Source organism: Emticicia sp. GW821-FHT11C11, from assembly GCF_058808615.1.
Window position 1 is genome coordinate 711,759 of the sequence record NZ_JBXARV010000001.1, and the last position, 21,443, is coordinate 733,201.

19 protein-coding genes and 1 tRNA gene are annotated in these 21,443 nt (G+C 40.4%); 8 read left to right on the forward strand and 12 right to left on the reverse strand.

Annotated elements, in window-relative coordinates:
• Positions 1-284 precede the first annotated feature (284 nt).
• The 4 genes from AC1RRY_RS02915 (at position 285) to AC1RRY_RS02930 (ending at position 4,596) form a co-directional block, all read left to right on the forward strand.
• Positions 285-833, forward strand: coding sequence for a C40 family peptidase (locus AC1RRY_RS02915; protein ID WP_492818127.1), 549 nt, complete (start codon positions 285-287; stop codon positions 831-833).
• Positions 834-906: 73 nt separating this feature from the next.
• Positions 907-4,032 (forward strand): tolB protein precursor, encoded by a 3,126-nt coding sequence (locus AC1RRY_RS02920; RefSeq protein WP_492818125.1) that lies wholly within the window; start codon positions 907-909, stop codon positions 4,030-4,032.
• A 51-nt stretch (positions 4,033-4,083) separates the two neighbouring features.
• A tRNA-Ala gene (locus AC1RRY_RS02925) sits at positions 4,084-4,157 on the forward strand.
• 142 nt (positions 4,158-4,299) lie between these two features.
• Positions 4,300-4,596: a hypothetical protein gene (locus AC1RRY_RS02930; RefSeq protein ID WP_492818123.1), complete on the forward strand. Its 297-nt coding sequence runs from the start codon at positions 4,300-4,302 to the stop codon at positions 4,594-4,596.
• Positions 4,597-4,764: 168 nt separating this feature from the next.
• On the opposite strand, the gene AC1RRY_RS02935 is transcribed toward AC1RRY_RS02930, so the two are convergent.
• Together AC1RRY_RS02935 and AC1RRY_RS02940 are read right to left on the reverse strand one after the other, a co-directional pair.
• On the reverse strand, positions 4,765-5,439 hold the full coding sequence (locus tag AC1RRY_RS02935; RefSeq protein ID WP_492818121.1) for a hypothetical protein: 675 nt from the start codon (positions 5,437-5,439) through the stop codon (positions 4,765-4,767).
• Between the two features lie 4 nt (positions 5,440-5,443).
• Complete coding sequence (locus AC1RRY_RS02940) at positions 5,444-5,950, reverse strand: RNA polymerase sigma factor (RefSeq protein WP_492818119.1); 507 nt, start codon at positions 5,948-5,950, stop codon at positions 5,444-5,446.
• Between the two features lie 478 nt (positions 5,951-6,428).
• On the opposite strand from AC1RRY_RS02940, the gene AC1RRY_RS02945 reads away from it, so the two are divergent.
• From AC1RRY_RS02945 to AC1RRY_RS02955, 3 genes are all read left to right on the forward strand, one after another.
• A complete protein-coding gene (locus AC1RRY_RS02945) occupies positions 6,429-7,070 on the forward strand; it encodes a 3-keto-disaccharide hydrolase (protein WP_492818117.1) in 642 nt (213 codons plus the stop codon).
• Positions 7,071-7,242: 172 nt separating this feature from the next.
• A complete protein-coding gene (locus AC1RRY_RS02950) occupies positions 7,243-10,110 on the forward strand; it encodes a PVC-type heme-binding CxxCH protein (protein WP_492819286.1) in 2,868 nt (955 codons plus the stop codon).
• Positions 10,111-10,167: 57 nt separating this feature from the next.
• Complete coding sequence (locus tag AC1RRY_RS02955; protein ID WP_492819284.1) at positions 10,168-11,322, forward strand: FG-GAP repeat domain-containing protein; 1,155 nt, start codon at positions 10,168-10,170, stop codon at positions 11,320-11,322.
• A gap of 77 nt (positions 11,323-11,399) precedes the next feature.
• Here the strand turns inward: AC1RRY_RS02955 and AC1RRY_RS02960 are convergent, their stop codons facing one another.
• From AC1RRY_RS02960 to AC1RRY_RS02975, 4 genes are read right to left on the reverse strand one after another with little or no spacing between them, the layout of a single operon-like run.
• Complete coding sequence (locus tag AC1RRY_RS02960; protein WP_492887583.1) at positions 11,400-11,831, reverse strand: lasso peptide biosynthesis B2 protein; 432 nt, start codon at positions 11,829-11,831, stop codon at positions 11,400-11,402.
• Positions 11,828-12,088 (reverse strand): PqqD family protein, encoded by a 261-nt coding sequence (locus tag AC1RRY_RS02965; RefSeq protein ID WP_492818113.1) that lies wholly within the window; start codon positions 12,086-12,088, stop codon positions 11,828-11,830. Before AC1RRY_RS02965 ends, AC1RRY_RS02960 begins: the two co-directional genes overlap by 4 nt.
• 12 nt (positions 12,089-12,100) lie before the next feature.
• Positions 12,101-12,988, reverse strand: coding sequence for a sulfotransferase domain-containing protein (locus AC1RRY_RS02970; RefSeq protein WP_492818111.1), 888 nt, complete (start codon positions 12,986-12,988; stop codon positions 12,101-12,103).
• Positions 12,985-13,929 carry a hypothetical protein gene (locus tag AC1RRY_RS02975; protein ID WP_492818109.1) on the reverse strand — a complete coding sequence of 315 codons (945 nt, stop codon included), beginning with the start codon at positions 13,927-13,929 and terminating at the stop codon, positions 12,985-12,987. Before AC1RRY_RS02975 ends, AC1RRY_RS02970 begins: the two co-directional genes overlap by 4 nt.
• 94 nt (positions 13,930-14,023) lie before the next feature.
• Here AC1RRY_RS02975 and AC1RRY_RS02980 point away from each other — a divergent pair, with 94 nt between their 5' ends.
• The gene (locus AC1RRY_RS02980; protein ID WP_492818107.1) at positions 14,024-15,886 is read left to right on the forward strand and encodes an asparagine synthase-related protein; all 1,863 of its coding nucleotides are present in this window, start codon (positions 14,024-14,026) and stop codon (positions 15,884-15,886) included.
• Between the two features lie 3 nt (positions 15,887-15,889).
• On the opposite strand, the gene AC1RRY_RS02985 is transcribed toward AC1RRY_RS02980, so the two are convergent.
• The 6 genes from AC1RRY_RS02985 to AC1RRY_RS03010 form a co-directional block, all read right to left on the reverse strand.
• Positions 15,890-16,066: a hypothetical protein gene (locus AC1RRY_RS02985; RefSeq protein ID WP_492818105.1), complete on the reverse strand. Its 177-nt coding sequence runs from the start codon at positions 16,064-16,066 to the stop codon at positions 15,890-15,892.
• Between the two features lie 35 nt (positions 16,067-16,101).
• Entirely contained in the window at positions 16,102-16,650 is a 549-nt protein-coding gene (locus AC1RRY_RS02990; RefSeq protein WP_492818103.1) for a phage tail protein, read from the reverse strand.
• A 58-nt stretch (positions 16,651-16,708) separates the two neighbouring features.
• Positions 16,709-17,233: a phage tail protein gene (locus AC1RRY_RS02995; protein ID WP_492818101.1), complete on the reverse strand. Its 525-nt coding sequence runs from the start codon at positions 17,231-17,233 to the stop codon at positions 16,709-16,711.
• A gap of 104 nt (positions 17,234-17,337) precedes the next feature.
• Complete coding sequence (locus AC1RRY_RS03000; protein WP_492818099.1) at positions 17,338-17,886, reverse strand: phage tail protein; 549 nt, start codon at positions 17,884-17,886, stop codon at positions 17,338-17,340.
• 52 nt (positions 17,887-17,938) lie between these two features.
• Complete coding sequence (locus AC1RRY_RS03005) at positions 17,939-18,463, reverse strand: phage tail protein (protein ID WP_492818097.1); 525 nt, start codon at positions 18,461-18,463, stop codon at positions 17,939-17,941.
• Between the two features lie 408 nt (positions 18,464-18,871).
• Positions 18,872-21,430 (reverse strand): TonB-dependent receptor, encoded by a 2,559-nt coding sequence (locus AC1RRY_RS03010; RefSeq protein ID WP_492818095.1) that lies wholly within the window; start codon positions 21,428-21,430, stop codon positions 18,872-18,874.
• Positions 21,431-21,443: the final 13 nt, after the last annotated feature.

The window sequence follows — 21,443 nt, forward strand, 5'->3', positions numbered from 1 at the left end:
AGTCTGAACATACACTGCTCCAAATATTTCAACGACAATTGAATGTAAAAAATTCGTTGGTTCAAATGACAAATTTAGATGTAAAAAAACGAAGGCATCAATGTATGACATAATTTTTTTGTAAAACAACTGCCCTCATTGCCATGATACTGAAACCGAAGCAGGAATAGTCTTATTCAGAGCTCCGGGTTTTAGGTTTGATTACAGAAAATTAGAATAAAAATTTTTAAATTTTTAAAATTTGGCATAATTTTCTCGTTAGATTATAAAAATGCTTTCCAAACGTGCCTGACTTAAAAAAACTACTTAGATACGGATGCCTGATCGGTCTGATGTCGGGCATTTCAGCATGTAGTGTTCTGAGAACTAAAAACACTACGGTTCCAACAAGAACCCCACATGAACGACCGGCCACTGGCATGAGTACTGAGGCGGTTGTTTCAATGAATACGAAAAACCTGATAAAAGTGGCGAGATCGTATACCGGGGTGCCGTATAGAACCGGAGGTAACGATCTGAAAGGGATTGATTGTTCCGGATTGATATGCAATAGCTTTAAGGAGTTCGGTATCTTACTGCCCAGAATTTCATGGAAACAGTCAGAATATTATCCGGCCATTGATATTCCGAATATTCAGAAGGGTGACCTGGTTTTTTTTGCAACCACAAGCAATGAAATTAACCATTCCGGAATCGTTACCGAAGTAAAAAGCGAAGAAGAGATTATATTTATTCATGCGTCGTCAAGTAAAGGCGTACGCGAAGATAATATGATGAATACCTATTGGAAAGCCAGATTTGCACGTGCCTGCCGTCCCTCTTTTGTAAAATAAATTTTAAGAACGGTTTTTAAGCTATTTTCTCTTAATTTACGTTATAATGAGAAAATAACACTACGAAGAGGGTATGAAAAACTTTTTTTTGGTAACTATAGGGTTGATAATAAGTAATTTAGCGTTTTCACAGTCACAGTATTTCGGACAAAACAAACCTCGTTACAAATCCTTTGGTTTTAAAGTTTTACAAAGCCCTCATTTCGAACTCTATCATTACTTCAAAGACAACGCCATTCCTAACGATCTGATGATTAACAGTGAACACTGGTACAAAATTCATCAGGAGGTTTTCAAACTAGCTTTCATCAAACCTAATCCGGTCATTATTTATCAGAACCACCCCGATTTTCAGGAAACAACTGCAATCAGCGGACAAATAGGGGAAGGGACAGGTGGTGTAACGGAAGGGCTGCGTAACAGAGTGGTTATGCCCATGATGTATTCCAAACGCCAGACAGACCACGTATTGGGACATGAATTGGTACATGCGTTTCAGTACCAGTTGATGACTTCCGGCGATTCTACAACGCTGGGGAATATTCAAAACCTACCGTTGTTTATGGTCGAAGGCCTGGCAGAATATATGTCTTTAGGAAGAGTGGATGCCCACACCGCCATGTGGATGCGTGACGCCGTATTGAGTGACGATATCCCAACGATTAAAGACCTGGTAACAAAAGAGTATAAGTACTTTCCGTATCGCTGGGGGCAGGCTTTCTGGGCATATGTTGCCGCTACTTATGGCGATGATATGATACGCCCGTTGTTCAAAGAAACGGCCAGATACGGTATTGAAGCCGCTTTCAGAAGAAACCTGAAAATGGATATTGACAAGTTTTCGGCCCGCTGGAAAAAAGTGATGACAGATACGTATGCGCCCTTGCGAATAGGTACATCGTCTATGCCGGCAGGTAAGGAGATTGCCTCGGTTAAAAATGCAGGGGAGATGAATTTATCGCCAACCATTAGTCCCGATGGCAACTTTGTAGCCTATATTTCTTCAAAGAATGTTATTTCTTTAGATATTTTCATAGCTGATGCCCATACGGGTAAAGTTGTACGTAAAATAGAGAGTACATCTTTCGGCTCGCATGTTGATTCGTATAGTTTTTTAGAGACAGCCGGTGCGTGGTCGCCGGATAGCAGAAGTCTGGCACTGGTGATTCAGAGCAAAGGCCGCAATAAATTGTCGATAGTTGATATTGGCAATGGGAATAAACGTACTTACGAATTGAAGGGAGTAGACTCATTTACAAATCCTGCCTGGTCTCCCGACGGGAGCACGATTGTGGTTTCAGGATTGATGAATGGCGTAAGCGATTTATATACTTTCAACTTAAAGAAAGAAACGGTAAAGAATCTGACAAACGATGACCACTCGGACATACAACCTACGTGGTCACCGGATGGTAAATGGATTTATTTTGTGTCTGACCGCGACAATAATTCTGCACGGTTTGAAAAATCAGACTTTTCAGTGTCAAGGCTTGATGCCGGTACATTACAAGTAGAAACCTTTTCCTTTTTTCAGGGGGCAGATAATCTTAATCCTCTGGTAGACCCGAGCGGTCATTTTTTGTATTTTTTGTCTGATGCCGATGGTTTCAGAAATCTGTATCGCTATTCGATAGCAGAAAACAGCCTCGAAAAGTTAAGCAATTATTTTACGGGCATCAGTGGTATTACGATGTATTCTCCTGCAGTGAGTGTGGCGGCTAAAACCGGAGCCTTGGTTTATTCCTATTTTCAGGCAGGCAAGTATAATTTGTATGTGGTAAAGGAAGGCGAGTTTGTCGGTAAACCTGTCGCTGATAAAGTAGATAAATCTGCAGCAACACTGGCGCCTTTTGAGTGGAAAGAAGGTAGAAATATTGTAGAAAGTAATCTGAGCAAGCAAAGCCTTCTGGGCAGGGTACAAGAGAAAAACCTGAAAACGCTGAAATACAATCCGAAGTTTAAATTAGACTACCTGGGCAGTTCCGGATTAGGCGTGTCTACCAGCCGGTGGGGTACAGGGCTCGGCGGAGGGGTTGTAGGGCTTGCCAGTGATATGTTGAACAATAATCAGGTGTCAGGAGTGCTGGCGCTTAATGGCGAAATACAGGATTTCGGCGGGCAGTTTGCCTACCTGAATCAAAAGAGTCCTTTACAATGGGGAGCCAGTTTTTCCAGAATACCATATCGTTTTTCTGATTACCGACCTACTAATAAGTACATTACTGATCCCAATCAGAAGGCCAGTCTCGGTATTCCGGCAACAGATTCACTTATTCAATCGAGCTATAATTTATACAGGCTGTTTATTAATCAGGTAGGCCTTTTTGCCTTTTATCCGCTTAGTACCGCCAAACGGATTGAAGTGGGGGGGAGCGCTAACTGGTATAGTTACAGCGGGCGTGTTTATAGCGATTATTATGGCGTAAATCCGGTTACGGGAAGTTATTATCGGGGAAGCGAAACACCGCAGAGAATACCACAGGCAGAATTGTTGAGCCAGGGATATAAACCTTTTAACCTGCAGCAATTGTATGTGGCTTATGTGGGCGATAACACTACTTTTGGTACAACGGCTCCGTTAAACGGCTATCGTTACAGATTTGAATTTTCAAGATATTTCGGCGATATCGCCCATAATGCTATTACGGCTGACTACCGACGTTATAAATACCTGAAACCGGTTACGATTGCTGCCAGACTGTATTACTATGGCCGCCTGGGTACCAGAAATATGGAAGATTATAATAGATTGTACCCGATGTTTCTGGGGTATCCGTGGTATATGCATGGTTTCTGGGGTAAGGCTCTGGCTAACCAGACATCGACCTTGTCGTTGAGTGAAGAGCAACTGAAAGGGTCGCAGATGGGCTTAACCAACTTTGAAATAAGACTGCCCTTTACCGGACCAAAAAAACTGGCGTTGATTGATTTTATGTATGTGCCGACCGACCTGAATTTCTTTTTTGATATGGGTATGGCCTGGGACGACAAACGGGCACCCGGAAAAGAGTATGAGTATGTTTTCAGCGATGGAGAAAAACAACGTTTAAAGTTGAAGCCCATTGTTAGTACTGGGCTTAGTTTGCGTATAAATGCCCTGGGCTATTTGATTCTGGAGCCATACCTGGCGTTTCCGATTTATAACGGAAAAGTACAAAAAGGTGTAACAGGAATTAATTTTATGATTCCGGGCTGGTAATATTTGTAGATGTTGAAGAAAAGTTGCATTTTTGTGCATGGTACAAAGTAAGGGGATGTAGCTCAGTTGGCTAGAGCGTTTGACTGGCAGTCAAAAAGTCGTGGGTTCGAGTCCCATCTTCTCCACTGTAATAAAATTCATCTGTCGGTTGTATAGATGAATTTTCCCATCCAAAACTTCTTGCGCTGTCATTTCACGGTTTCCATTTAAGTTTAATCAAAAAAAGAGAGACAGACATTTATTATTGTCAAGAACTTTTTTATTATCATGACTCCAGAAGAAAAGACAAAAAAAAGTCGCGAGTATCAACGAGAATACCATAAAAAGTATCGTGAGATTCATCGTGACGTCCTCAATCAAAGATCGAGAGATTATGCGATTCAACATCGGGAAGAATTAAGGGAAAAATCCAAAGAGTACCGGCAAGTGAATAAGGAAAAGCTGGCCGCTTATGAAGCTGCCCGCTGGCCCAAAAGAAAAGAGCAGCGCAGATTGAAAAGAGAACTATTGAAGCAACAGAAGGCTTTGGCATCTCAAAACCAATCCGGAGAATCAACGAACTAATCTTTGTTCAGAATATCCGAAAGGCTTCTTTGGAAGAACTGCGCGTATGAAATTATTCTAATCAAACCGGCGAGGTTTGGTTTATCTTATGCCCCAAAGTATAAGGGTAGTAGGTTTTTGATATTACCTGCTACCCTTACGTGTTTTCAGACTTGTCAATAATGGTTTCTACTGTGATAAAACCATAGATTTAGTCTCTGTTTCCCGGTATTCTTTTATTTGTTCAAGCAAAGCCATTGCTTTTAGCATGGGCGTCCATTCATTACCGTTGAAAATAAGCTGGAACCATTTTTTATCTCTATTTTCATACCTGATATTAAAAAACAGCCAAACGGCCAGATAGATAAAGGCAGAGGTTAAGGTTATCTGAATCAGGTAAAACCATATATTGGCATTCTGCCACATGGCCACGGTCCAATAAAAAGTATTCCATACCGGTATCTGAAGAAAAAGCAGGCGTGCCACCCAAACGGTTGATGATTTCAACCGGGCTATTTTTTCCTGCGTGGCCAATACAGAATCACTGATATTAACCTGATTAATCAGAATTAACTGATATACATATACCCCGATGGCCAGTTTGGTCAGCAGAACCTGAATTATGGCCGAAATCAGAAAGAAAGTACCGCCTGCTTTGAAAGCAACAAAAATCAGTGCATCTACAAAAACTACCCATAGAATACCAACAATAATGGTAAAGTATTTTATCGGTCGCATCGAGTCCAGAAAAGAACGGACTTTTAGTTTTGTGATTTCTGCAGCGTTTGCCTTATTTAAAGTCAGATTTTCTTCCAGTTTTTTATCGTATGCTTTCCACATGTTCATGATTTCTTTATCTTCCATTGTCTTAATTTTTAATGTTAGAAAATTTTTGTTTTAACACACTTTTGATGCGCCCTATTTTAGTAGCTACGTTCGTCTCCGAAATTCCGAGAATATCGGCCATTTCTTTGTAGCTTTTTTCTTCCAGATACAGCAGCATCAGTGCTTTGTCCAGATCCTTCAATTCTGCTATGAATTTGTGCAGAATAGTAATATTTCCTTCTGTTTCATCTGCCGTATTATCAGCGTAACTCAAAATTTGCTCGTCGATAGGTACAGCCGTCTGTTGCCGTCTGCTTTCCTTTCTGTAAAATGAAATAGCCACGTTGAGAGCAATCTGATAGATCCAGGTAGAATATTTAAACTGTTCCTTATAGCTATCAAATGACCGCCATAACTGAGTCATGATTTCCTGAATCAGGTCGTTTCTGTCTTCGGTATCTTTGCAATAGGCTCTTGCTATTTTGTATACAATGCCTTTATGCGCGTTGATAACCGTCAGGAATTTATCAGATCTGTTTTCAGAACTCATGGCATGTGGTCAGGGTTAATGTCTTGGCTATAAATAAGTGGTTTTTTATGTGCAATTTTTTGAAGGAGCCCTGATAATAATTCTGAACAATACTTACCTGGCACCTCGTATTCATAAATGCTATAATCAGCATAATGATAGTGACTAATCTTAATCTTTTATTTGACATACGCTTAAACTGTGTTTTAGTCAATTATTCGCATCGATCAAGTGAAAATCACATTTAGTAAAAGTTTTTTTTACGAAAATAAATGTAACTATACCAAATGTTTTGCTAACTGCTTGATAAAAAGCCGATAAACACTAATTGTTGCCAATCAGATTCAGCTGATAAAAATAAAAGTATTAATTCTGAAAATGATTTCCAGAATTGATAACTTTGAGAAACGGAGTATTTTATAAAATTTCAAGCGTATAATTTCTGCATAAGGCCGCTAAAGTTTTAAGCGTTTCTCCGCTATTTTAAATAAACCCCGGGATGAAATCTTTTCTATTCTATTCAACACTCATCAGTTTTTTTCTGATGGGTTTTATACCTCAAACTACAACAAGACCTGTCAGGCTTTTTGACGGTAAGACCTTTAAAGGGTGGGAGGGCGACACCCTGCATACCTGGCGCATAGAGAACGGTATGCTGATTGGGGGCTCAACGCAAAAGGAAGTACCTCATAATGACTTCCTGTGTACTACTCGCCCGTATGCCAATTTTATAATGAAACTGAAGGTGAAACTGACCGGAAATAAAGGCTTTATTAATTCAGGTGTGCAGTTCCGGAGCAAGCGACTGGTGAATCCTCCTTATGAAATGGAAGGCTATCAGGCCGATTGGGGCGAAGGATTTTGGGGTGGACTGTATGACGAATCGAGGCGAAATAAAACGCTGATAAGACCTGATTCGGTTCAGGTACTAAGTTGGATAAAGAAAAACGATTGGAATGACTATGAGATAAGAGCTGAAAAGCGCCATATACGCTTGTATGTAAATGGTAAAAAAACGGTTGACTATGTTGAACCTGATACAAACATTCCACAGTCGGGTCTGATCGGTTTTCAGATTCATGGCGGAGGTGCTGCACAAGTAGCCTTTAAAGATATTACACTTGAAGAATTGCCGGATTAATATAATCGCGAATTAGCGAATGATGAATTAGTGAATGGCTGTGCTGCATTGTGTTTTGTATACATGGTGGCATAAAGATATTTACTAATTCGCCATTAAATACTCAACCTATATTACTTACTATATTCAACCTATGTATATGAAAAAAAAACATTTGCTCTTACTCTTGCTTATGCTGGTAATACCTGAAATTTATGCAAAGGTATTGCCTATTAAAGCCCAATCGCCGCAGGACACAGTAAAAATTGATTTCGACTACACATTAGAAGCAAGCATGCTTGGCTACTTTGCCAAAGACGGCACCCGGAACCCAACATTGAAAGCAACGAGGGGCAAGACTGTTCGTATTACGATTGTTAATACTGAATTGATGACCCACGATATAGCCCTTGAAAAAGCAGGCGCCAAAAGTAAGACAATAGCTGAAAAAGGCATGACCGCCAGTATTGTTTTCAAAGCTGAGAAAAGCGATACTTACTATTGTACAGTGCCGGGGCATCGGGCTGCAGGTATGGTAGGTAAATTGGAAGTAGTAGATGGCCCGATAACCGAGGCAGTTGTAGCCGGGAAACTACCATTAAAAGCGGGCCAACCGCTGAATCTGAATTTCGAGACCGGAACACTGAAAGACTGGACAGCTACCGGAAATGCGTTTACAGACCCTGTTTTCAATGAGGAACCATCGCCGGTGCATGAGAAAGAAATGCTTATTGGTTTTGAGGGCAAACATTTTTTAAGTAGTGGAGGTACTAAGAATTATCAATTGACGGGTACACTCACATCGGTACCATTTAAAGTAACCCAACCTTATGCGGCTTTTCGGGTGTCTGGTGGAGCCTTGCAGGATACACGTGTGGAAATTGTACAGGCAGATACCAAAAAGGTGATTTTTCATTCAACCGGACAGGGGAGGGCTACCCTCCAACCCGTAGTAGTTGATCTGAGGCCTTATCTAAACAAAAACATATTCATCCGGATCATAGACAATGAAACGGGAATATCTCAGATACCTTACATACCTAACGATAAATGGGCGCATATTAACTTCGATAACTTCCTTTTCTATCCCAGCCGGCCTGATTTTCCGAATGAGCTGAAGCAAAAAGATATTATCATACTGCCCCCTTTAGACCCTGTACTAAATGCAGGGTTGTCAGGCACAGATGCTGCTAAGGCCATGACAGCCCCCAAAGGGTTTAAAGTAACACTGGCTGCTGCCGAGCCTGATATCATACGCCCTATTTGTTTTACAATTGACTGGCGCGGCAGGCTCTGGGTAGTCGAAGGTCATACTTATCCGGTTCCTGCACCCGAAGGACAGGGTAGAGATCGTATTCTGATTTTTGAAGACACTAACGGTGATGGTACGCTCGACAAGAAAAAGGTATTTATAGAAGGTTTAAATCTGGTAAGTGGCATTGAATTGGGCATGGGAGGAGTATGGATAGGCGCAGCACCGAATTTTATGTTTATACCCCTTGATGCCGAAAATGATAAACCTGCCGGGCCGCCACAAATATTGCTTAATGGCTGGGGAACACAAGATACACACGAGGTACTGAACAGTTTCAGATGGGGCCCGGACGGCTGGCTGTATGGCACGCATGGGGTGTTTACGCACTCAAATGTGGGTAAACCGGGAGCACCTGATAGCGAACGTGTAAAACTTAATGCCGGTGTATGGCGGTTTCATCCTGCTACTCAGAAATTCGAAGTATTTGCTGAGGGTTCCAGTAATCCGTGGGGGCTTGATTTCAACGATTACGGGCATCCTTTCATCACAGCATGTGTTATTCCGCACATGTATCATGTTATTCAGGGAGGGCGTTATTTCCGCCAGGCTGGTAAGCATTTTAATCCTTATATCTATGACGATATCACAACCATTGCCGACCATCGCCATTGGTTGGGTGACAGAGGCCCTCATGCAGGTAATTTCAGGTCTGGTGTTGCCGGTGGCGGACATGCTCATGCAGGCGCAATGCTATATTTGGGTAACACCTGGCCTGCTGAATACCGGAATAAGATTTTTATGAATAACATCAATGGTGCCCGGTTAAATGTTGACCAACTGACACGCACGGGCTCAGGATATGTGGCTTCGCACAATAAAGATTTCATTATCATGAATGATTCGTGGTCACAATGGCTCAATTTCAAATATGACCCAAGCGGCTCTGTATTTGCCATTGATTGGTACGATAAAAACCAATGCCATAGCCCAAACCCCGATGTGCATAATAAAACCATGGGTCGTGTTTTTAAGATTACGCACGAGAATGACAAATGGGTGCAGGTTGATTTATCGAAAGCCACAGATATGGAATTGGTAAAATATCAGCTAAACCCTAATGAGTGGTATGTAAGGCAGGCGAGGGTAATTTTGCAGGAACGTGGCCCTAATCCTAAAGTTCATGAAGCACTGAAGGAAATTCTGACCAAAAACCCAGATGTAACCCGTAAGTTAAGAGCCCTGTGGGCACTTCATGTAACCAAGGGGCTTACTGAAAAAGACTTAGTTGCTTTGTTATCTAACCAGAGTGAGTATGTCAGAAGCTGGGCTATTCAGCTATTGGCTGAAGACAACAGCATTTCTTCTGAAACGCTGAAAAGATTTGTCGCAATGGCAAAAACCGACAATTCTGCTTTGGTGAGGCTGTACCTCGCTTCTGCTATGCAGAGAATTGACCCGGCACAAAGATGGGAAGTAGTAGATGCATTGGCGCAAAAGACTGTTGATAAAGCAGACCACAATATACCACTCTTGGTTTGGTATGCAGCCGAGCCATTGGCTACGCTAGATGCCAAAAGATTCATGCAACTGGCAGAGAGAGCCAAATTGCCTAAATTTTTGACTTATGCCATTCAACGCACGGGCGCTTTGAATACGTCTGAAGCTAAGGGGCTTTTGAAGGAACTGGATGACAGATTAGGAAAGGTGCGTTCGCAGGTTAATCATGAAAACCAGCTGTTAATTGCGAAAATATTGAACCCGACACAAGTGCATGAACAGCATGGAAATGAAACAGGCACCCATTAATTTTAAAGAATTTAAAACAGTATCAAGATGAAGATAAAACAAAAAACCGGTCAGTTAATGCTCTTGTTGGCCGGTGCTTTTTTCTGGAGTGATATTTCCGGACAAACCATTACCTCGCCCGATTTCAAGAAGACGAAAATCACCGGAGACTTTATTTCCGAAGGCGTAGCCGTAGCCGACCTGAACAAAGATGGAAAACTTGATATAGTTGCCGGCTATTATTGGTTTGAGGCACCAAACTGGAAACGCCATGAAATGGCTCCCTCCCGTGCATTTGACCCTCGCAAGGAATACAGCGAATCTTTTCTGAATCTGGGAATGGATGTAAATCTGGACGGCTGGGATGACGTGGTAATCATTGATTTTCCGGGCAAAGCAGGTTTCTGGTTCGAAAACCCTAAAAATAAACCGGGACAATGGAAAAAACACATCATTGCCGACTCGGTAGGTATTTCGAATGAATCACCGGGGTTTATTGATATTGATAACGACGGCAGGCTGGACATACTCTGCGGCGACAAAGAAAAGAAACAGATAGTGTGGTTACAAGCTCCGACAAAAAAAGGAGAAACCGCGTGGAAACGCCATGCCATCAGCAAAGAAAATGTACCCGGTACAGAAATGTTTTCTCACGGTATTGGCTTTGGTGATATCAATAAAGACGGTATAAAAGATGTGATAGTGCGCGAAGGCTGGTTTGAAGGTACAAAAGATAATAAAGCAGGTAACTGGGTGTTTCATCCGGCTAATCTGGGTGAGCCCTGTTCCCATATGCAGATATTAGATGTAAACGGCGATGGTAAAAATGATGTAGTGAGTGCATCGGCCCATGCTTTAGGTATCTGGTTTCATGAGCAGGTAGAAAAAGATGGCAAGATAGATTTTGTTACTCACCTGATGAGCACTACTACTGCGCAGACACACTCATCAATAATGGCTGATTTAAACGGGGATGGTCGTGAAGAATACATTACAGGGAAAAGATTTCTGGCGCACCATGGCCGCGACCCGGGCGATGCCGATTCTCCCTTTTTGCTGTGGTTTGAGTTTACACCCGCTAAAGCTCCTTATTGGGAAGAGCATGTAATTGACAACGACTCAGGCGCAGGCTTGAATATTGTTGCCCGTGATATGAATAAAGACAAAAAAATAGACCTGGTGGTTGCGAATAAAAACGGCGTGTTTTTGTTTGAGAATCGAATGAAGAAATAACAAACTGAATGAAATAGTAAAAGGCCGGAATATTCCGGCCTTTTACTATTAAGTATATGCTGAGTGGTTTTATAATTTCAAGCGAAAATCGTCTGAACTGTATATTCTTCCGGTTTGCAGATACCTGTCATAAAATAACCGTTAACCATTGTCCAGGCGTGTCCTTCAATAGCTCCCTCGGGGCTTTTCCTGAAACCTACATAAATGGTATAAGGTATTTTATAAAATTTACAAAGCAACTTTGCCTGATAAGCCTGGTGCCGGCAAACATTGGCCCACGGGCTATATTTACCAATCACCCTGATGGCCAGGCTGATATCTCTCACCAACTGCATATCGACATCTTCTCTGGTATCAGCTGTTTTATCTCTTTCTCCGAACCGAGCCTTTGACCTGAAAAAGTGAAATAAAATGAAGCTGTAAAAAGACAGTGGAACCACCGATATCAAAAGCAGTTTACGGCGTAAACTCATTCGAAAAAAAAGCCGTATGCCTCTTAAAAAACTCATCTGATTATATATTTTTTTTCCTCCAGTTCAGATAAAGCAGCGGCAACATCAACTTTGCATTCTTCTGCTGAAATAGAATATTCATTACAGAGGGCTAGCGCAATAGTGTCAGTATCGTTGCCTTGCTCTACACCTTTAAGAATTTTATAGAGCGTTTCATTCAGCGAGATATACTCGTTACTCTCTAAGTCAAATATGATACCTTCATCACCTAATTGTGTGAACAGAATTTTTTCGTTGTTGAGTTGGTAATTCATTGTTATTAAATTTTACCAGTAGCCAAATTTCCGCATCATGGGTTCATGGGCTACGCGTATTTTTTCAATTTGATGTTGTGTTAATTCTTCTTTCCACCGGCCTGCTTGTCCTTTAAAAAAGAAATTGCTTGAGAAGTTCATTTTTTCTTTAAAACCTTTTTCATCTTCAAGTTTTTTTAATTTCTCAAAGGTTGTCGCATCAATAGCCTGTCGTATTTTTTCGTCAGGTGCATCTAACCCTATCGCGTTTACGGCGCCTTTGAATGTCTCAAAAGGTTGGGCTTTCATATCTTCATATCTGATGACGTGAACAGGAAAAGTGGGGTTTGTTAACCAACTCTCTGCATGCATTGACCAGGTGCCTAGTGGTTGATGAAATTGATTTACACCTATATTCCTTTTTTTTGAAAATGCTCCGTTCTCATTATTCAGGTAGTTGTCTATGGCGTCATCTACGCTTGTATTCAGATGATTAGCTAATGACAAGGCCACATCTAACGGGTTTCTGATTAAATAGATTGCCAGTTTAGTTGGATTTTCCGGAATCAGCGGTTGTTTGTCTGTTTCTGAAAAAGTGAACGCATCATGGATTTTCAAGTAAATATTTTTCAGACTTTTCTCAGACATATAAGAGAAAGTGATTCTCTGAAATGTTTCTATTTCTCGCGGATTCAGATAGTCAGCGCTGAGATCTAACGTATTTTCTATGAATGATTTGCTGGAGAAAATTCCATCCGTTCCTATTTTATTGATATCTAGCTCTGCATCATTTAAAAGAACTGTCAGAAACGATCGAAACCAGGTATTACCTGATTTCGGATAAGAGGCCAACCACACTATGTTAGAGGGGCTGGTTACTTCTGATGTAACTTTTTTTTCTTTTGCAGCAATTAAGTTCATTTGCTTAACATCGACTCGTTGTGTTTCAAAGGCATTATAATTTCTTTTTCAATAGTATCAGCAAAATGCTTGAAGGTAGGTATTAACTTAGGTCGGATAGCTTTCCATGTAGGAACCGCACTGGCAATATTTGTAAGGTGTTTGAATAATAATACCTGTTTTTTCATGCCGTGTAACCATTGTTTCCTATATACATTTTTGTGTAATGTTTCAATAGAATCACTCATATTAAGGCTCTTGATTCTAATATGGTCTCCCTCAGCACTTAAATATACTACTCCTGCTACTTCAACCTTCTCAGTTACAAATTGATCATGAAACGAAAAGCCGAATTTATTTATGTTGATATTGTTCCGGATTAATTGTTTATCGGCATCGCTCAGAAGGCTTTGCTCCTTTATAGTATTTTGCCATAAGCGCATCATAGGGTAGGAAGCATACGCAAAGCATTGTCCGTTTTCAATACTTAGTATGGCTGTGTCGTCAGTAAAGGGAGCATACCCTTTTTGTTGCAACATTACCGAAGTGGTAGACTTGCCTGTCCGTGAGGGTGCGGCAAATAAGATAACTTTATTCTCTTCAATAAATACTCCTGAAACATGAAAAGGGATCAGATTTCTCTGGAATAATGCCGCGGCCATGCAGTTGGAGTAAAAATAAAGCAATATATCTTCCTGGCTATCACATGTCGGCTCTATAATTATGTTTTCTCCATTGCTAACATAATAGTTTGCCACACCGGGTATGGTGTATAAAAACTCAGATTCGTTAAAGGCAGAGAATGGTTTTTGTACTAGTGGCACATTTACTAATTTACCCGGCACTTTACCGACAGTCACATTAATTGGTTTATGGCCATTTAATTCAGAAAGTCTTGCAAAAGCGGGCAGATTAATTGATGAAATTACCGGGATACCGTAAGCAAGATACTTATTAGTCATTAAGCTTTTTGTATTTTATTACAAATTACGTATTTTTCAATGAAAGAAGTAAATAAAGTTTTCTTCTATTTCTAGACACTAATTTTTGCTGTATATGTCACAATTCTTTGGCTGTGTTTGTTTAAACCCTTCTATTGATATTTCTGAGGTTGCTCAAAATATGCAACAATCAATGGCTTTTTTTAAGGGGGATGCAGTAGGGATTTATCAAACCAATGACGTGTTTATCTGCAATAAATTCCTGTTCAATACTCCCGAATCTCTCAAAACTACCTGTATTGTACAGAATGAACGGTATGTGCTGGCGGCTTCCTGCAGAATAGATAACCGTGAAGAACTGGCTTCTAAAGTGAATATAAAAGATGCGCCCACCGTATCAGACCATGAATATATACTGGCTGCCTACACTCACTATCAGGAGCAATGTGTGACACATCTTTTAGGTGACTTCGCCTTTGTTGTATGGGATAAGCAACAGGAGACACTTTTTATGGCGAGAGACCATATAGGAGTAAGGCCTCACTTCTATACGTATCAGAATGGAATACTACTTTTCGCAAGCGATATGAATGCTTTCCGGAATCTTGGATTTATCAATACTCAATATAAAAAATCGTATTTAGCGGGGATGCTTCATGGAGAGTTTATTCAAAGATCAGTAGGCGTGCAGTATACTTGCTATGAGGACATTTTCAGAATAAAGCCAAGCTATTATTTAATGTTTGATAAGAATAATTTAGAGGAGGTACAATACTGGGAGTTGAAGCCGGTTTTTCCGAAAGAAGCTGTTTTGAAAGAAGATTGCTATCAGGAATTTTATCAATTGTTTTATGAGGCGGTTAAATGCAGAATGCGCGGAATCGAATGTTTTGGGGTTGGGCTGGAGCTTAGCGGAGGGCTTGATTCTTCATCAATTGCCTGTATGAGCAAAGAAGTTCTTAAGAGCAATGAAAGTTTTATTGACAATTTATTCTCGTATTCTCTGGTGCAGTCGGAAGAAGGCCGAGCTCATGCACCAGATGTAAAGGAAGAAGAAGAGCATTTACAAGATTTAGTACTGGATTTACTAAGGATTAAAAAAGAAAATATCCGTAAACTGAATAAACATCCATTCGAAAACTATTTTGATGAGATAAAGTATGGCATAAATGTACACGGTGGCCTACAGATGCCGAATTTTACCTGGCAAAAGTCGATATATGAAGCAATGAGGCTAAATAACTGCCGTGTCAAGCTCAGCGGTTTTGCCGGAGATGAAATAGTAACCGATTCGGGCAATTTGTGGATGTATGACATCTGGTACAAATTCAGGTTAAGCCGTATATTAAAAGAGTTTTTAAGGTTTGATTTAAAAATTTATAAATCGCTTTTAAGATACATTAGGGATAGAATTTTTGGCTACAGAATGGGTAAAAGAGCCATAGCTAAGGATAAGGATGCTGATTTTCTGAGCTCTGATCATTTGAAGGATTTGCCGGGAATCGACTATAAAATAGATGTGAGGTCGTACAAAAACTATCTTGTTTCTCGGATTATGCGTCCATTTATTTCTCTACGATTTGAGGCAGAAAACTTACACGCATTAAGATTCAATGCAGAATGCAGGTATCCAATGGCAGATATCAGATTGTTGGAGTTTATGTTAAAATTACCTTCAGATTTTTTCAAGCCTCAAAATATAAAAAGGCAGTTTATTAGAAAATCGCTTGAAAGAATATTGCCGGAAGAAATTTATAATCGGAATGATAAAAGTGGAGCAGTTATACCTTATTTGAGATTCAAAAATAAAGTTTTCCTGGAGAAATTACTTGAAAGCGGGTTACCGGAAAGTTTTGAAAACAGTATGGTAAACAATAAAAAAATAATTGAACGATTGGCAACCCCACAAAATTTGAAAAGGGAGACTGATGTGACCTCCCTTTTAACAGCAATTTATCTCTCAGATTTAAAAAATTAAGAGTCAGGAAGCAAGACCTGAAGCGTTTTCATCATCTCCATCGCCTGCACCGTTAATTGAGGTCTGAAGCGTTCTCATTGCCGGCTTAATCCATGTTTTCTTCGTTGTTGAATGCTTATCTGAATTTTCAGTTAGGATACCGTCTGAGTTTTCAGATAGGATATCGTTAAAATTTTCCATGATTGTAGGATATTTATATAAATTTTTAATAATTACTATGGTTTATCAGGAAACTCACCATCCACGCAGATGATGTAATTGACACATAAAAATGGAGGCATGTTATCGTGTTCTTTCCCTTCTCCTGTCGGAGAAATAACCTCGGCATTCATAGCCATTAGCGTATCAGTAGCATCTTTTCTTGCGTAAAAAGAACCTGCTGTAGCCCCTAGAAACTTATCCTTCGGGTCTTTACTTTCTCTATTACCTGATATAGCATTATAACCATGATTATGTGGGGGAATATGTTTTTTTTCAAGTTTTACTTTTTCCAATCCCCCAAATTCACCGGCACTTCTATTGGACGAACCTGTAGAAATGGCAGGGGTTGTTGGAGATAAGTCGGTTATACCTCCAACTATTGCACGACCCCTTAAATCAGGCAATTTAAAAGTAGTTCTACCATCACCACCATAAGTAGCACCTATAATGGCATATAGGGCTGCATATCGCTGAATGTTAAGCGTTTGACCTTCGCAAAGTAAGTAGCCATAGGGGGCATAATCACCTGCAAACGATTGAATCATTCCTATGTATTCTTCCATTTTATTGAGTAGTTTAAAGTAAAATTAGAGTTGTATTAAAGATATTCTTTTTATCAGGTTATGAGCGGTGAGGATATAGGCCCACATAACAGATTATGTAATTAATGACAAGGAAAGGGGGCATGTTATAGTGAGATTCAGAGCCACCTTCTGCAACAGATATTACCTCATTATTCATAAGTATATCAGTATCTACTGCATCTTTGGTGCAATAGCGATCAGTAGTAGTTACAGTTAGAAAGTGGTCTTCAGGCGTATCTGAACTGGCCGCTACATTCAGTGCATTAGAAGTGTGAGAGTGACGCGCTAAAGTCTTTAAATCAATAATCGACTTTTCAGAACCTCCTTGTTGTCCGATTGATCTTGCAGTTAACCCGGGTGATTGCCCCTGGCCAATTGGTATGTGGCTTCTTAAATCGGGTAAGGCAAAGTCATTCATTCCGTCTCCCCCGTATATTCTTCCAATAACTGCAAATAATATCTGATATTCCCGAATCGGTAGTTTTCTTCCGTCACAGGGCAGCCAACCTCTTGGTACAAAGTGCCCTACAAAGGGCTTAATAATGCCAATGTATTCCTCCATATTTCAAGCAAAAGTGTTTAGTAATTTGAAAATAAAACAGCAATATTCTGTGCTTCTCTTTCAAATTTTAACTGATTATCAGGGTTGATAAAAAACAATAACTGTTAAGGTCTTGTGGGATATATACCTCTGATGCAAATAATGTAATTGATAGTTAAAAATGGAGGCATGTTTTCGTGCCCAAATCCTTCTCCTGCCTGAGAAATAGCACCCGAAGCCATGGGCACTAATTGGTCGGTAGCCCCCTTGCTGGCATAAAACACACTTACTGTTTTCCCTAAAAAATTATTATTAGGTTCTTTGTTTTCTCTGTCGCCAGTTAAAGCATTATAAGTATGGGTATGCTTAGGTATATGCTCAGCACCGAGTACTACCTTTTCTACGCCTCCGGAATTACCTCTGCTTCTGGGAGTCAGATTATCAGAATTGGGGTTTGTTAAATCTGTTTTTCCTGTGCCGACTCCTACTATCATTTGCCCTCTTAAGTCAGGCAACTTAAATGTTTCTTTACCATCACCGCCATAAGTAAAGCCAAGGACGCCAAAAAGGGCCTGGTATTGTCTAATACTAAGTATTTTACCGTCACAAAGAAGGTAATCTTTGGGTGCATAATTACCGGCAAACATTTTAATCATTCCTATGTAATCTTCCATCTTAATTAATTAGTTTAAAATAAAGTCAGAGTTATAATAAAGTCTTACAAAGTCATTGTTGAGAAGGGAAGATGCCTATACAGCAAATTATATAATTAATGACAAGGAAAGGGGGCATGTTATAGTGAGATTCAGAGCCACCTTCTGCAACAGATATTACCTCATTATTCATAAGTATATCAGTATCTACTGCATCTTTGGTGCAATAGCGATCAGTAGTAGTTACAGTTAAAAAGTGGTCTTCAGGCGTATCTGAACTGGCCGCTACATTCAGTGCATTAGAAGTGTGAGAGTGGCGCGCTAAAGTTTTTAAATCAATAATCGATTCTTCTGAGCCTCCGTCTTCTCCAATTGCTCTTGCAGTTAACCCGGGTGATTGCCCCTGGCCAATGGGTATGCGGCTTCTTAAATCAGGCACGGCAAAGTCTTTGACACCGTCTCCTCCATAGATTGTTCCAATAATTGTGTAGAGCGCTTCATAATCACGAATCGGTAATTTTCTTCCGTCGCAAAATTGCCAGCCTCTTGGCGCAAAGGTTCCGGCAAAGGGCTTAATAATACCAATGTATTCCTCCATAGTCAAAACAAAAGTTTATAAGGTTGATAGATTTTTTACTTAAGATTATACGTTTACATCAGCTGACTCTTGTGAAATTTTGTGGCAGCTGACTTAATTTGAACGAGAGCAATGTGAGACAAAATGAAGGCCTCTTTTTTAGTCTATAGCGTTATATTTACTGTTTCAAATAAATGGTAATTCGGGTACTTTGTCAAGCATTTGTAGTTTAGTTTCAGTTATTTTTATTTAATGGTACCTAGGGCCGGAGAAACAGAGGCTTAATAAACAAGGAAGAGTGTAATAAGAATGACATCTAAAAATATGATATTAAACACAAAAAACAGAAAGGGATTGACTCTATTATGAGTACAATCCCTTTTGTTTGCTTTAATTCTGAATCTGTATTTCAGTATATTTTACTGCATTTTAGTAAGTATATCGTAGTGTAACTCCATATGTACGGGGATCACCCACAATACCTGCGTAATTACCTGCACTACCCGGCGCTGCCAGTAATTGTTCGTAATAATCTACATTGAACAGGTTTCTGCTCCACACAAAGAAAGTTATACCATTAGAAGCCCTGAACCCAACACGGCCATTGGCTAGTGTGTATCCATCAATATTCAGGTATTGTGACGGTGAAGGACTTGAAGAGAATTTAGAACGGAAGTAAGCATCAAGACCTAAGAAATAATTACCTTTTAGTCCGAGCAGACCACCTTTTGCAGTTACTTCGCCACCTATTGACCCGGCCCATTTAGAAATACCCGGTAATTCACTACCTGAAATATCTTTAAAGGCTTGTGCCCCGCCTACTTCTTCAAGAGGTACTGGCGCATTTTTGAATGTGACATACTTGCCATCTGTATAAGCAAGTGCACCATTAAGAGTGAAGTGGTTGCCCAATCTTATGTTACCGTCTAATTCTACACCAATTACTCTTACTTTCTCGGCATTGGCCAGATAACCTCTGTTTACACCCGGTTCAGGCGTTTGTACTTGAGTCTGATAATCTTTGATATCAGTATCGTGGAAAACAATGTTCAGAATTGAGTTGGCTGATGGTTTGGTTTTGATACCTATCTCTTTGTGCGACACAAATTCAGGTTTCACTTTGGCAAGATCAATCAAGACCTGGCCATTAGCAGTTGGTAAACCACCTATGTTTACACCAACCGGTTTGTAACTGATTGAATAAGTAGCAAATGCATTGAATTTATCGCTGGCTCTGTATTGCAGTGTTAACTGACCTGAAACGTTATCTTCATTTACGGTAGTGTTAAATGCCTGATTGCTGTAGATTCCATTTTTCAGAGCAATAAGAGCCGGATCAGTCGTTTGTAATCCGCCGTAGGTTTCACGTTTGTAATCAGCTATTTTTTTATCGTAGTTATATCTAAGACCCGGCAATACATGTATTTTACTGGTGATTGCCCAGTCAACCTGGCTGAAAACAGCTAAACCTGTGCTTTGGATCCGGTTGGTAGTTCTGATACCGAAGTTATCAAACAAGCCGGGTGTTTTCCATAAGTTGCTTGTTGAACTTTGCGCGAATCTCCATTGGGCAGAACCGGCTTCCTCTGTTTGTACAGGATCTGATTTCAAGTCTTGCCAAAGGCCGAATACCCCGATTACACCACTTACTTTTGAAGAGATCTGTCCCGAATATCTGATTTCCTGCGACCATTGCGTATGCACTGAGTTGCCTGATGAAATAGTAAAGATTGGCAGACCTGTGTAGTCACGGTCGTTTAGCGGAACCCATTTCCAGTAACGATAAGCAGTAGTAGAAGTAAGCGTTCCGTTACCGATTTTGATATCAGCATTGGCCGAAACACCATCAAACTTATTATCAGCTTTAGACTGTGTATCAAGGTCAACTTTTCTTTCAAAGGCGCTCGAATAAGGCAGCGTATAGTTCAAATCAGCCAGAATAGCATTAAATTGACGGTAAGCCGGGCGTTTTGTGGTTACAACTCCTGCTACAGCCCAACCATAACCATTAGGTTTTTGTTCTGTCACATCGCCAATGATTGTAATCTTCACATTATCGCTAGGTGCATAGAGCAATTGCGCTCTTAAACCCAGGTTATTGATGTCGTTGATATACTGTTGTTTGCTTACATTGAAAAGCAACCCATCGCGTTGAGTACCTGTAAACGAGATTCTGGCAGCGAGTTTTTTGCTTAACGGGCCGGTTATTGAACCTTTTGCCTGAATGTATCCATAGTTACCGTAGCTCAATTCAAAACTTGCACCTGGCGTAAAACTTGCCTGACGCGTAGTAATGTTAAAAGCACCGGCCGTAGTGTTTTTTCCAAAAAGTGTCCCTTGTGGGCCGCGCAACACCTCTACTTGCTCAATATCGATAAAGTCAAGGGCTGTGGCTGCCGGCCGGGCGTAATAAACGCCGTCAACATAGAAACCTACACCGGGGTCGATACCGTCGTTGGTTAGGCCATAGGTAGAACCCAGACCACGAATATTCAAAGTGGTATTACGGGCATTAGAAGCATATAGTTGAACAGTTGGTACCAGTTCTTTCAGACGGTTTACGTTAAATGCACCGGCGTCTTCAACCGATACACCTCTTATAATCGAAATCGGAATAGGTACTGATTGTGCCGACTCCTGACGACGACGTGAAGTAATTACCACATCAGAGAGTTGATTTTGCGCAGCATCCAATCTGATTTCAACATTTGGTTCAGAGATGACTACTTCCTTTTTCTGATAGCCAATGTAGCTCACTATAAGTGTGAAAGGGAGCTTTTGACCGGTAATAAGTCTGAACTCTCCGTTGGCATCGGTTTGTCCGCCATTGGTGGTACCTTTAATGGTTACGGTAGCACCTATAAGGGGATCATTAGTGACAGCATCTACCACTTTACCTGTTATATTGGCGTTAATGGTAGGTTTATCTTGAGCAATTATCTGAAACGAATAAATAACTCCAAAAATGAGTAATAGAATTTTCTGCATAGTGAGATTGTTT

Coding starts and splice junctions, on each gene's coding strand:
- AC1RRY_RS02920 (WP_492818125.1), top strand. CDS start 907: ATGAAAAACTTTTTTTTGGTAACTATAGGGTTGATAATAAGTAATTTA.
- AC1RRY_RS02930 (WP_492818123.1), top strand. CDS start 4,300: ATGACTCCAGAAGAAAAGACAAAAAAAAGTCGCGAGTATCAACGAGAA.
- AC1RRY_RS02935 (WP_492818121.1), bottom strand. CDS start 5,439: ATGGAAGATAAAGAAATCATGAACATGTGGAAAGCATACGATAAAAAA.
- AC1RRY_RS02940 (WP_492818119.1), bottom strand. CDS start 5,950: ATGAGTTCTGAAAACAGATCTGATAAATTCCTGACGGTTATCAACGCG.
- AC1RRY_RS02945 (WP_492818117.1), top strand. CDS start 6,429: ATGAAATCTTTTCTATTCTATTCAACACTCATCAGTTTTTTTCTGATG.
- AC1RRY_RS02950 (WP_492819286.1), top strand. CDS start 7,243: ATGCTGGTAATACCTGAAATTTATGCAAAGGTATTGCCTATTAAAGCC.
- AC1RRY_RS02955 (WP_492819284.1), top strand. CDS start 10,168: ATGCTCTTGTTGGCCGGTGCTTTTTTCTGGAGTGATATTTCCGGACAA.
- AC1RRY_RS02960 (WP_492887583.1), bottom strand. CDS start 11,831: ATGAGTTTTTTAAGAGGCATACGGCTTTTTTTTCGAATGAGTTTACGC.
- AC1RRY_RS02965 (WP_492818113.1), bottom strand. CDS start 12,088: ATGAATTACCAACTCAACAACGAAAAAATTCTGTTCACACAATTAGGT.
- AC1RRY_RS02970 (WP_492818111.1), bottom strand. CDS start 12,988: ATGAACTTAATTGCTGCAAAAGAAAAAAAAGTTACATCAGAAGTAACC.
- AC1RRY_RS02975 (WP_492818109.1), bottom strand. CDS start 13,929: ATGACTAATAAGTATCTTGCTTACGGTATCCCGGTAATTTCATCAATT.
- AC1RRY_RS02980 (WP_492818107.1), top strand. CDS start 14,024: ATGTCACAATTCTTTGGCTGTGTTTGTTTAAACCCTTCTATTGATATT.
- AC1RRY_RS02985 (WP_492818105.1), bottom strand. CDS start 16,066: ATGGAAAATTTTAACGATATCCTATCTGAAAACTCAGACGGTATCCTA.
- AC1RRY_RS02990 (WP_492818103.1), bottom strand. CDS start 16,650: ATGGAAGAATACATAGGAATGATTCAATCGTTTGCAGGTGATTATGCC.
- AC1RRY_RS02995 (WP_492818101.1), bottom strand. CDS start 17,233: ATGGAGGAATACATTGGCATTATTAAGCCCTTTGTAGGGCACTTTGTA.
- AC1RRY_RS03000 (WP_492818099.1), bottom strand. CDS start 17,886: ATGGAAGATTACATAGGAATGATTAAAATGTTTGCCGGTAATTATGCA.
- AC1RRY_RS03005 (WP_492818097.1), bottom strand. CDS start 18,463: ATGGAGGAATACATTGGTATTATTAAGCCCTTTGCCGGAACCTTTGCG.
- AC1RRY_RS03010 (WP_492818095.1), bottom strand. CDS start 21,430: ATGCAGAAAATTCTATTACTCATTTTTGGAGTTATTTATTCGTTTCAG.